A 10,741-nucleotide genomic window follows, 5' to 3' on the forward strand; every position below is an offset into this window, starting at 1 on the left:
GACCCGGCGGTGATGGCCGACCCGCTGCCGTACTACCGCGTGCTGCGCGACCAGCACCCGATGTACTACGTACCGCAGTGGGACCTCTACGCCCTGTCCCGCTTCGACGACATCTGGGATGTGCTGGCCGTCAGTGATGGAACCTTCGTGGCTTCGGAGGGCACACTGCCCGCGGCCAACGTGCTGGCGCACCACAACGGCGGTCCGGTCCCGGACCCGCCGCTGCACCCGCTGCCCTTCCACGCCGTCTTCGACAAGCCGATCTACGACGACATCCGCCGGTTGCAGTCCCCGGCGTTTCGGCCCCGATCGGTGGCTGACTGGGAAGACCGGGTCCGCACCTTGGCCAACCAGCGGCTGGATGAGCTGCTTCCGGTGGGCCGGTTCGACTTGACCTGTGATTACGGCGGAGTCGTAGTGGCCCAGGTGGTCTGCGAACTGCTGGGCATCCCGACCGATTGCGCCGCGGAGGTATTGGCGGCGGTGAACGCCGGCAGCCTGGCGCAGGCCGGCAGCGGCGTGGACACCGCCGCGGCCCGGCCCAACTACCTGCAGTACCTCATCCCGGCCGTGCAACGCCGGCGCGCCGAGCGGGGCTCCGGCGACCTGCCGATCGTCGACGGGATGCTGGCCTACCGGCTACCCGACGGCAGCGACCTGAATGACGTCGAAGCCGCGACGCAATTGCTGTGCATCTTCATCGGCGGCACCGAGACCGTGCCCAAGATCGTCGCGCACGGATTGTGGGAGCTGGCTCGACGCCCGGACCAACTGGCCGCGGTGCGGGCGAATCCGCACGAGACGGTGCAGCTGGCGCGCGAGGAGATGATCCGGTATTGCGCACCGGCGCAATGGTTCGCGCGCACCGCCCGCAAACCGTTCACGCTGCACGGGACGACTGTCGAGCCGGGCCAACGCATCATCACCCTGCTCGCGTCGGCCAACCGCGACGAGCGTCAGTACCCCGACCCCGACGAATTCCAGTGGGACCGGCCGATCAAACGCTCCCTGGCGTTCGGCCGCGGTCAGCACTTCTGCATCGGCTACCACCTGGCCCGACTGGAAGTGGCTGTCCTGGTGCAGGAATGGTTGCGCCGAGTCCCGGGCTATCGGATCGTCGACGACGGCGCGACCAGGCTGCCGTCCAGTTTTCAATGGGGCTGGAACACCATCCCGGTGGAGGTCTGAGGCATGTGGGCATACCGGTTGATCGCGCCGTATCAGTTCGAGAAGATCGAGGCCCCCGACCCCACCGAGCAGCGGGTCGGCGCGGGGCAGGTGTTGCTGCAGTTCGTCGCCGCCGGGGTGTGCGGCAGTGACCTGCCGGCCTTTCGTGGCGCGCAGGGCAGGTTGCCCGGTGACGACGGTGCCGGTGCTGCGGAGAAGCTCGGCTTCCCGATCCACGAGATCGTCGGCGACGTCATCGCCAGCCGGCACCCGCAGCACCAACCCGGCGACCGGGTCGTCGGCTGGGCATCGGGCTTCGACGGACTGATGGAACAGGTGATCAGCGACGGCGAGGGCCTGATGACCTACGACCCGGCGCTGGTGCCCGCCCAAGCCGTGGGCCTGCAACCCCTGGCCTGTGTGCTCTACGCCGTCGAACAGTTGCCAGACCTGGCCGGCCGCCATGTGGCGGTGATCGGGCAGGGTTCGATCGGTCTGCTGTTCAGCGCCGTCGCCAAAGCCGCGGGTGCGCGCCGCATCACCGGCGTGGACCCGGTCGATCGCCGAGATATGGCTGCCGCCTTCGGCGTTGACACCGTCGTGCAGGCGACCAGCGACCGGTGGGTGCGCCACCTGGACGCCGGCGACCGCCCGGAGATCGTGATCGAGGCCGTCGGCCACCAGGTCGCCACCCTGGGTCACGCCATCGAGGCCGTCGCACCCGGCGGCACGGTGTTCTACTTCGGTGTCCCCGACGACGACAGTTATCCGATCAGTATGCGCACCATGCTGCGCAACAACCTCACGTTGATCTCCGGAGTCACCCAGGAGCGGCCCCGGATGCTGGCGGCCGCAGGCAGATTCGCCGCCGGGCATCCAGAACTGTTGGGTGACTATGTCACTCATGTGTTCGGTTGCCACGAAGCCCAGGCCGCCTTCGAGTTGGCGACCCGGCCGGTGCCGGGCCGCGTCAAGATCGCGATGGTCGCATGACGTCGGCGCTGCGTGCCGCACTGGCGGACCGGGCACCGCTCTGGGGCGGCTGGGTCACCGGGCCCACGGTGCTGGGCCCGGAGGAATTCGCCCGCGCCGGCTATGACTACGTGGGTTTCGACGCCCAGCACAGCTACCTCGGCGATGCCGAGATCGCCGCCATGCTCCGGCACACCGAGCACCTGCCGATCGCCACCGCGGTCCGGTTACCCAACGCGGATCCGGCCCCCATCGGGCGGGTGCTCGATGCCGGCGCCGACGCGGTCATCATCGCGTTGATCGAGACCGCCGAGCAGGCGGCCGCCGCGGTGGCCGCCACCCGCTACCCTCCGGCGGGCATCCGCAGCTTCGGGCCGTTGCGGCCCGGCCTGGGCCGCGATCTGGCCGGCCTCCAGGAGCGGGCGGACGTCTTCGCGATGATCGAGACGGCCGCGGCCTTGGCCGACGTGGAACGGATCTGCGCGGTTCCCGGCCTGGCCGGCATCTACGTCGGACCCGCCGACCTGGCGATCTCGCTGGGCGTCGATGTCGCGCAGTCCACCACGCACCCCGACCTGGTCGCGGCCATGACACGAATCCGGCAGGCGGCAGCGGCCGCGGGCGTGATCGCCGCGATCCACGGCGGATCGGGCGCGGCGGGCGCGGCCCTGGCCGGGCTGGGCTACCAGATGATCACGCTGGCCGCCGAGTCCGCGGCGCTACGCCGCGGAGCCCTCGAGCACCTCGAGGAAGCGCGGGGCCGATGAGCCCAGCACGCGTAGCGCTGGTCACCGGCGCCGCCCGCGGCCAGGGCTGGGCGATCGCCGAACGGCTGCGCGCGGACGGCTTCGCCGTGGTCGCCTGCGACATCAACGCCGACGAATTGCATGCGGCCGTTGCCGCGCGGGGTGATGAGGGGTTGATCGGTCTTGCGCTCGACGTCACCCGCCCCGAACAGTGGGACGCCGCGGTGGCGGCGACCGTCCAACGGTTCGGGGCGCTGACCGCGCTGATCAACAACGCCGGCACCCTGCACCGTGCGGCGATCGCCGATGAGACACCCGAAGACTTCGAAAAGGCCTGGCGGGTCAACTGTCTGGGCGCATTCCTGGGAATCCAGGCGGCGCTGGACCAGCTGCGGACGGCCGAGGGCGCCGCCATTGTCAACACCTGCAGCACCGGGGCGATCCGTCCCTTTCCGCAGCACAGCGCCTACGGGTCGTCGAAGTGGGCGCTGCGCGGCCTGACCCAGACCGTCGCCGCGGAGCTCGTCACGGCGGGCATCCGGGTCAATGCGGTGTTCCCCGGGCCGATCGCCACCCCGATGCTCGACGAAGTCACCCAGCAGCGCCTGGCCGCGGTGTCGGCGGGCGGCCGGCTCGGCCGGCCGGTCGAGGTGGCTGACGCGGTGGCGTTCCTGGTTTCGCAAGCCGCGTCGTTCATCACCGGCGCCGAGCTCGTCGTGGACGGCGGCCAGTGCCTGCAGATCCGATGAACATCGGCATCATCGGCGCCGGGCCGGGCGGGCTGGCGCTGGGAATCCTGTTGCAGCGTGCGGGATTCTCCGACTTCACCATCTTCGACCGGGAGGACGGTGTCGGCGGCACCTGGCGGATCAACACGTATCCGGGGCTGGCCTGTGACGTCAAGTCACACCTGTACTCCTATTCCTTCGACCTGAATCCGCACTGGTCGCGGCAGTGGTCGCAGCAACCCGAGATCCTGGCCTATTTCGAGCGGTGCGCCGCCGACCACGGCCTGGCCGCGCACCTGCGGCTGCGCACCGAGATTCGCTCGGCCCGTTGGGAAGAAGACCGCCGCCAGTGGTGTCTGACCACCGACACCGGCGCGCAGCATCGGTTCGACGTGGTGGTCTCGGCCGTCGGGCTGTTCACCCAGCCGGTGCTGCCCGATCTGATCGAAGAACAGCCCTTCGCCGGCACCGTGATGCATTCGGCGCGGTGGGACCATTCGGTGCCGATCGCCGGGGCGAAGGTCGCCGTGCTCGGGACGGGTTCGACCGCGGCGCAACTGCTGCCGGAGCTGGCCGAGGTCGCCGAGAAGGTGTACTCGCTGCAGCGGTCACCGACCTGGATCCTGCCCAAGCCGGACCGGCGCTACACCCCGCGGGAGCGATGGGCCTTCGCCCGCATCCCATTGGCCAAACGGCTGTACCGGATGCGACTGTGGCTGCGCAGCGAGTCGAACATCTCGGTGATCGAGAACGGCAGCGACAAGACCCGGGAGTTCACCGATATCGCGCGAAAACTCTTGGACAGCACCATCGCCGACGAGCAACTACGCCAAGCGCTCACCCCGGATCACCCGCTGGGCTGCAAACGTCTGGTGTTCTCCTCGGACTACCTGCCCGCGCTGGCCCGACCCAACGTCGAAGTGGTGACCAGCCCGGCCCGGGCCCTGCGCTCCCGATCGGTGGTCACCGAGGACGGCACCGAGTGCGAGGTCGACGTGGTGGTCTGCGCCACCGGATATGCCGCTGCGGACTACCTCGGTCAGATCGAGGTGACCGGGGAGGACGCCACCACGCTCAAGCAGGCCTGGCGGGACGGGCCGCGTGCTTACCTCGGTATGGCGATGCCCGGGTTCCCCAACTTCTTCATGCTCTACGGGCCCAACACCAACGTCGGCTCCAACAGCGTCATCTTCGTGCTGGAAGCCCAAGCGCGCTACATCGTGCGGGTGCTCAAACACCTTCGGCGCACCGGCAAGTCCTACGTCGCCGTGCGGCCGGCCGCGCTGGCCGACTTCATCACCAAGATCGACCGGTGGATGCACGGCACCGTGTGGACCACCCGCTGCAGCAACTACTTTCGTGCCGCCAACGGCCGGGTGGTCACCCAGTGGCCGCGCAGTGCCGGCGCCTTCTGGGCGATGACCCGCCGATTCCGGGCCGCCGACTTCACCTTCGAACCACCAGTCAGTGCGGATCGAAGGTGATGATCTGACGTACCGCGGTGCCGTCGGCGAGTGAGTCCATGGCCTCATTGATCTGCTCCAGCGGCACTGTCGCCGACACCAGCCGCTCGACGGGGAGCCGGCCCGCTCGCCACAACTCCACGAAGCGAGGGATGTCACGCGCGGGGACCGCCGAACCCAGATAGCTGCCGATCAGTGAGCGTCCTTCGGCGACCAGACTCAGCGGGGACACACTGATCCGGGCGTCCGGCGGCGGCAGGCCGACGGTGATGGTGCGCCCGCCCGGCGCGGTCAGGCCGATCGCGGTCTCCAGCGCGGCGGGGTGGCCCGCCGCCTCGATCACCACCGGGGCGCGCACGCCGGCGTCGAGTGCCTGCTGCGGCGTGTAGGTGCGGTGCGCGCCCAACGCGGTTGCGGCGGCCATCTTGTCCGGCAGCCGGTCGATCGCGATCACCTGCACGCCATCGTGGGCCAGCGCGGTCAGCACCGCGGCCATCCCGACCCCGCCGAGCCCGACCACCGCGACGGTGCCACCGGGCGCCGGACGGCCGACGTTGAGTACGGCGCCGCCGCCGGTCAGTACCGCGCAGCCCAGCAGGGCGGCCACTGTCGGCGGCACGTCGTCGGGAACCGGCACCGCGCTGGCCGCACTCACCACCGCATGCGTGGCGAACCCGGAGACACCCAGGTGGTGGTAGACGGTCTGGTCGGCGCGGTGCAGCCGCAGCCCGCCGCCGAGCAGAGTGCCCGCGCCGTTGGCGGCGCTGCCGGGCTCGCACGGCGCCATGCCGTCGGTGGCGCACGCCGCGCAGTACCCGCAGCGCGGCAGGAAGGTCAGCACCACCCGCTGGCCGGGGCGCACCCCGGTGACCCCGGCGCCGACCGCCTCCACGATGCCGGCGGCCTCGTGGCCGAGCAGCATCGGCACCGGTCGCACCCGGTTGCCGTCGACCACCGACAGATCGGAGTGACAGACCCCGGCGGCCTCGACGCGCACCAGCAGCTCGCCCTCGCCGGGCGGGGCCAGCTCCACCTCCGTCACCGTCAGCGGGCGCGAGGCGGCGTAGGGGCGAGGCGCACCGATCCGCTCCAGTACGGCCCCGCGGATCGCGATCATGCTGGAATACAACCATGAGTGTCCCGCCCGCGCCGGAAGGGTTGACCAGCCAGGACTTTCCGGTGCACTGGCCGGTGCTGACCCGCTGGGCCGACAACGACATGTTCGGCCACCTCAACAACGCGGTGTACTACCAGCTGTTCGACACCGCGATCAACGGCTGGATCGCCGCCCATGTCGATATAGACCCGGTCGCGATGCCCGAGCTGGGGGTGGTCGCCGAATCGGGCTGCCGATTCCTGGGCGAACTCGCCTTCCCGGACCGGCTGGCGGTGGGGCTGGCGGTGACCCGGCTGGGGCGCAGCAGTGTCACCTACCGGCTCGCGGTGTTCCGCACACCGGATGACGCCGGCGCCGTCCCGCTGGCCGCGCTCGGGCACTGGGTGCACGTCTATGTCGACCGCACCACCCGGCGGCCGGTGCCGATCCCCGACGGTATTCGCGCGTTGCTGGCCACCGCCCAGGTTTAGCTCGGCGGCAGTTTCGTCGGTGGCTATGCTCGGCGGGTGCCGCTCGTGAGTAAGACCGTCGAAGTCGCCGCCGACGCCGCCACGATCATGGGGATCGTGGCCGATTTCGAGGCGTACCCGCAGTGGAACGAAGAGGTCAAAGGGATTTGGGTGCTGGCGCGCTACGACGACGGCCGGCCCAGCCAGCTGCGGCTGGATGCGTCCTACTCCGGCTTCGACGGCACCTTCATCCAGGCGGTGTACTACCCCAGCGCGACCCAGATCCAGACCGTGCTCCAGCAGGGCGATCTGTTCAGCACGCAGGAGCAGCTGTTCTCGGTGGTCGAGATCGGCCCCACCACGTTGCTCACCGTCGACATGAACGTCGAGACCGAGATGTCGGTGCCCAAGCCGATGCTCAAGAAGGCCTTCAGCAACGCATTGGACTACCTGGCTGACAATCTCAAACGGCGCGCCGAAGAACTGGCTTCGGGCTAGCACGAAGCGGGAGACCCGAATTGAGCCACCCAACCGTCGACCCCGCCGAGCAGCCCTACCGCGCTCGTCGACAGAACTGGGTCAACCAGCTGGACCGGCACGCGCTGATGACACCGGACGCCCCGGCACTGCGGTTCCTGGGCCAGACCACCACCTGGTCGCAGCTGCGTGATCGGGTTGGCGCGCTGGCCGACGCCCTGAGCCGCCGCGGGGTTCGCGCCGGTGACCGGGTGATGATCCTGATGCTCAACCGCACCGAGTTCGTCGAGTCGGTGCTGGCCGCCAACATGCTGGGCGGGATCGCGGTGCCGGTCAATTTCCGGCTCACCCCGCCGGAGATCGCCTACCTGGTCACCGACTGCGAGGCCAGGGTGCTGATCACCGAACCGGCACTGGTGCCGGTCGCCGCCGGTGTGCGAGAGCTGACCGGACTGCTGGACCACGTGGTGGTGGCCGGCGGTTCAGCGAGGCTCGACGGAGGAGAGGCGAAGCTGGGACCGCCGCATGAGCCCGGAGCGCCGGCCGATGAGGCGGCGGGCCTGCTCGCCTACGAAGACCTGATCAGCGAGACAGGCGAGCCGCACGCCCCGGTGGACATCCCCAACGACTCACCGGCCCTGATCATGTACACCTCGGGGACCACCGGCCTGCCCAAGGGAGCGGTGCTCACCCACACCAACCTGGTCGGTCAGACGATGACCGCGCTGCACACCGCCGGAACCGGCACCTCCGACGTGGCCTTCATCGGTGTGCCGTTCTTCCACATCGCCGGTGTGGGCAACCTGTTGCCCGGCATGTGGCTGGGCATCCCGACCGTCATCAACCCCCTCGGCGCTTTCGACGCCGGCCAACTGCTCGACGTGCTGGCCGCCGAGAAGGTCACCGGCATCTTCCTGGTGCCGGCTCAATGGCAGGCGGTCTGCGCCCAGCAGCAGGCCAACCCGCGCGACATCCGGTTGCGGACCATGTCGTGGGGTGCGGCGCCGGCCTCCGACGCCTTGCTGCGACAGATGGCCGAGACCTTCCCCGGCACCAAGATCCTGGCGGCCTTCGGGCAGACGGAGATGTCGCCGGTGACCTGCATCCTGCTCGGCGAGGACGCCACCAGAAAGCTCGGTTCGGTCGGCACGGTCATCCCGACCGTCTCGGCCCGGGTGGTCGACGAGCAGATGAACGACGTCGCGGTCGGCGAGGTGGGCGAGATCGTCTACCGGGCGCCCACCCTGATGAGCGGCTATTGGAACAATCCGGAGGCCACCGCCGAGGCCTTTGCCGGCGGCTGGTTCCACTCCGGCGACCTGGTCCGGATGGATGAAGAGGGCTACGTCTGGGTGGTCGACCGCAAGAAGGACATGATCATCTCCGGTGGCGAGAACGTGTACTGCGCCGAAGTGGAGAACGTGCTGGCCGATCACCCCGATATCGCCGAGGTCGCCGTCATCGGCCGCCCGGACGAGCGATGGGGCGAGGTACCGATAGCGGTCGCCGCGCTGTCCCGGGCCGGCCTCACCCTGGCCGACCTCGACGATTTCTTGACCAAGCGGCTGGCGCGCTACAAGCACCCCAAGGCGCTCGAGATCGTCGACGCCCTGCCCCGAAACCCGGCCGGGAAAGTGCTCAAAACGGAACTGCGCATTAACTACGGGACGGCTCAGGGATCCGAGCGGGGCAGCACCCCAAGCGATGCCGCGCGAAACACCGATGAGTGAGGTGGCGGCACGTTACTCTCCGGTAGGAAGCCCGCGTAGGTTCCGCCCGTTCGATGTCCTTCTCACGGAGACATCAGGTATGGTCCGATGGTCGCCAAGGGCACTTCGGGCCGATAAGGTGACGCGGGTCTCGCTGAACGACGGACGGGAGAAGACACTGTGCGACGCGGTTCCTTGCTGAGTCGTGCGGCGGGATCTCTGGTGAGGGGGGTGGTGTGACGGCTCCAGCGCGTCCTCGTGTCGCCGACTTCCTCCGGGATCGGGTGCTGCCGCCGCTGATCATGGTCGGCGGATTCTTCAGAATGTGTGCCCTGACCGCCCGCGCGCTTTTCGTACGCCCGTTCCAATGGCGCGAGACCCTGCAGCAGGGCTGGTTCATCACCAGTGTCGCCATCATTCCGACCATCGCGGTCGCCATTCCGCTGACCGTGCTGCTGGTCTTCACACTGAATATCCTGTTGGCGCAGTTCGGTGCTGCCGACGTTTCCGGCGCCGGCGCCGGTATCGCCGCCGTCACCCAGTTGGGGCCGCTGGTCACCGTGCTGGTGGTCGCGGGCGCCGGCTCCACCGCGATCTGTGCCGACCTGGGTGCGCGCACCATCCGCGAGGAGATCGACGCGATGGAGGTACTCGGCATCGATCCGATCCATCGACTGGTGGTCCCCCGGGTGATCGCCGCGACCGTGGTGGCCTTGCTCCTCAACGCCTTGGTGATTGTGATCGGCTTGACCGGCGGCTTCCTCTTCGGTGTCTACCTGCAGAACGTGTCCGGCGGCGCCTATCTGTCCACGCTGACTCTGCTCACCGGGCTGCCCGAGGTGGTCATCTCGACGGTGAAAGCCAGCGTGTTCGGACTTATCGCGGGCTTAGTCGGCTGCTATCGCGGACTTACCGTCCGCGGCGGCTCCAAGGGTCTGGGCACCGCCGTCAACGAAACAGTCGTGCTGTGCGTGCTTGCGTTGTTCGCCGTGAACGTGGTGCTGACCACCATCGGCGTGAAGTTCGGAACGGGGACCTGACATGTCGACATCGACAGTAGTTCGGGGACGCTTTCCCGGGCTGGTTGCGAACTACCAGCGCTACGTCGGGATGGCCGGCCGCGGACTCGAAAGAAGCGGCCGGCTCGGCTGGTTCTCGGTAACCGCCCTCCGGCAGATCCCGTGGGCGCTGCGCCGGTACCGCACCGAGACGCTGCGTCTGGTCGCTGAACTGGGCATGGGCACCGGCGCCATGGCCGTGATCGGCGGCACCGTCGCCATCATGGGCTTCGTGATGCTGGCCGGCGGCTCGCTGATCGCGATCCAGGGCTTCACCTCGCTGGGCAACATCGGTGTGGAGACCTACACCGGTTTCGCCGCGGCCTTGGTCAACGTCCGTGTGGTCGGCCCGGTCAACGCCGGTATCGCCCTGGCTGCGACGGTCGGGGCGGGAGCCACTGCCGAACTCGGCGCGATGCGCATCAGCGAGGAGATCGACGCCCTCGAAGTGATGGGGATCAACTCGATCGCCTACCTGGTGTCCACCCGCGTGGTGGCCGGCTTCACCGTGATCATCCCGCTGTACGCACTCGCGCTGATCATGGCGTTCGCCGCACCGCAGATCGTCACCACACTGTTCTTCGGACAGTCGTCGGGTACCTACGACCACTACTTCCGAACGTTCTTGCGGCCCGACGATGTGTTCTGGTCGTTCATTGAAACGATCTTGATCGCGGTGGTGGTCATGGTCACCCACTGCTATTACGGCTTCAACGCCAGTGGTGGTCCGGTCGGCGTCGGTGCCGCGGTGGGCCAGTCGATGCGCCTGTCCCTGATCACGGTGCCCACAGTCGTGCTGCTCGCAGCGTTGGCGCTCTACGGCGTCGACCCCAACTTCAACCTAACGATGTGACG

11 protein-coding genes are annotated in these 10,741 nt (G+C 68.8%); 10 read left to right on the top strand and 1 reads right to left on the bottom strand.

Annotated elements, in window-relative coordinates; genetic code table 11:
• Nucleotides 1–12: 12 nt before the first annotated feature.
• From ABW16_RS16940 to ABW16_RS16960, 5 genes are read left to right on the top strand one after another with little or no spacing between them, the layout of a single operon-like run.
• Complete coding sequence (locus ABW16_RS16940) at nucleotides 13–1,188, top strand: cytochrome P450 (protein WP_047320407.1); 1,176 nt, start codon at nucleotides 13–15, stop codon at nucleotides 1,186–1,188.
• 3 nt (nucleotides 1,189–1,191) lie between these two features.
• Nucleotides 1,192–2,160 carry a zinc-binding dehydrogenase gene (locus ABW16_RS16945; RefSeq protein ID WP_047320351.1) on the top strand — a complete coding sequence of 323 codons (969 nt, stop codon included), beginning with the start codon at nucleotides 1,192–1,194 and terminating at the stop codon, nucleotides 2,158–2,160.
• Nucleotides 2,157–2,906, top strand: a complete 750-nt coding sequence (locus ABW16_RS16950) for an HpcH/HpaI aldolase family protein (RefSeq protein WP_047320352.1) — start codon at nucleotides 2,157–2,159, stop codon at nucleotides 2,904–2,906. Before ABW16_RS16945 ends, ABW16_RS16950 begins: the two co-directional genes overlap by 4 nt.
• A complete protein-coding gene (locus ABW16_RS16955; protein WP_047320353.1) occupies nucleotides 2,903–3,634 on the top strand; it encodes an SDR family NAD(P)-dependent oxidoreductase in 732 nt (243 codons plus the stop codon). Before ABW16_RS16950 ends, ABW16_RS16955 begins: the two co-directional genes overlap by 4 nt.
• Nucleotides 3,631–5,097, top strand: coding sequence for a flavin-containing monooxygenase (locus ABW16_RS16960; protein WP_047320354.1), 1,467 nt, complete (start codon nucleotides 3,631–3,633; stop codon nucleotides 5,095–5,097). Before ABW16_RS16955 ends, ABW16_RS16960 begins: the two co-directional genes overlap by 4 nt.
• Here ABW16_RS16960 and ABW16_RS16965 read toward each other — a convergent pair.
• The gene (locus ABW16_RS16965) at nucleotides 5,078–6,193 is read right to left on the bottom strand and encodes an alcohol dehydrogenase catalytic domain-containing protein (RefSeq protein WP_047320408.1); all 1,116 of its coding nucleotides are present in this window, start codon (nucleotides 6,191–6,193) and stop codon (nucleotides 5,078–5,080) included. The genes ABW16_RS16960 and ABW16_RS16965 overlap by 20 nt on opposite strands.
• A 14-nt stretch (nucleotides 6,194–6,207) precedes the next feature.
• Between ABW16_RS16965 and ABW16_RS16970 the strand changes: the two genes are divergently transcribed.
• The 5 genes from ABW16_RS16970 to ABW16_RS16990 all read left to right on the top strand — a co-directional run bounded on the left by ABW16_RS16970 (nucleotide 6,208) and on the right by ABW16_RS16990 (nucleotide 10,739).
• Nucleotides 6,208–6,663, top strand: a complete 456-nt coding sequence (locus ABW16_RS16970) for an acyl-CoA thioesterase (RefSeq protein ID WP_047320355.1) — start codon at nucleotides 6,208–6,210, stop codon at nucleotides 6,661–6,663.
• Between the two features lie 36 nt (nucleotides 6,664–6,699).
• A complete protein-coding gene (locus tag ABW16_RS16975) occupies nucleotides 6,700–7,140 on the top strand; it encodes an SRPBCC family protein (protein ID WP_047320356.1) in 441 nt (146 codons plus the stop codon).
• A gap of 20 nt (nucleotides 7,141–7,160) precedes the next feature.
• A complete protein-coding gene (gene fadD5, locus ABW16_RS16980) occupies nucleotides 7,161–8,849 on the top strand; it encodes a fatty-acid--CoA ligase FadD5 (RefSeq protein ID WP_047320357.1) in 1,689 nt (562 codons plus the stop codon).
• A 281-nt stretch (nucleotides 8,850–9,130) separates the two neighbouring features.
• Nucleotides 9,131–9,868 carry an MlaE family ABC transporter permease gene (locus ABW16_RS16985; protein WP_109519646.1) on the top strand — a complete coding sequence of 246 codons (738 nt, stop codon included), beginning with the start codon at nucleotides 9,131–9,133 and terminating at the stop codon, nucleotides 9,866–9,868.
• A gap of 1 nt (nucleotide 9,869) precedes the next feature.
• A complete protein-coding gene (locus ABW16_RS16990) occupies nucleotides 9,870–10,739 on the top strand; it encodes an ABC transporter permease (RefSeq protein WP_047320359.1) in 870 nt (289 codons plus the stop codon).
• The last annotated feature ends 2 nt before the right edge of the window (nucleotides 10,740–10,741 follow it).

Source organism: Mycolicibacter heraklionensis, from assembly GCF_001021505.1.
Classification (GTDB): Bacteria; Actinomycetota; Actinomycetes; order Mycobacteriales; family Mycobacteriaceae; genus Mycobacterium; species Mycobacterium heraklionense.

Bases quoted from the DNA above. Each gene is read 5' to 3' on its own strand.
- ABW16_RS16940 (WP_047320407.1), top strand. From the start codon at position 13: ATGGCCGACCCGCTGCCGTACTACCGCGTGCTGCGCGACCAGCACCCG.
- ABW16_RS16945 (WP_047320351.1), top strand. From the start codon at position 1,192: ATGTGGGCATACCGGTTGATCGCGCCGTATCAGTTCGAGAAGATCGAG.
- ABW16_RS16950 (WP_047320352.1), top strand. From the start codon at position 2,157: ATGACGTCGGCGCTGCGTGCCGCACTGGCGGACCGGGCACCGCTCTGG.
- ABW16_RS16955 (WP_047320353.1), top strand. From the start codon at position 2,903: ATGAGCCCAGCACGCGTAGCGCTGGTCACCGGCGCCGCCCGCGGCCAG.
- ABW16_RS16960 (WP_047320354.1), top strand. From the start codon at position 3,631: ATGAACATCGGCATCATCGGCGCCGGGCCGGGCGGGCTGGCGCTGGGA.
- ABW16_RS16965 (WP_047320408.1), bottom strand. From the start codon at position 6,193: ATGATCGCGATCCGCGGGGCCGTACTGGAGCGGATCGGTGCGCCTCGC.
- ABW16_RS16970 (WP_047320355.1), top strand. From the start codon at position 6,208: ATGAGTGTCCCGCCCGCGCCGGAAGGGTTGACCAGCCAGGACTTTCCG.
- ABW16_RS16985 (WP_109519646.1), top strand. From the start codon at position 9,131: ATGGTCGGCGGATTCTTCAGAATGTGTGCCCTGACCGCCCGCGCGCTT.
- ABW16_RS16990 (WP_047320359.1), top strand. From the start codon at position 9,870: ATGTCGACATCGACAGTAGTTCGGGGACGCTTTCCCGGGCTGGTTGCG.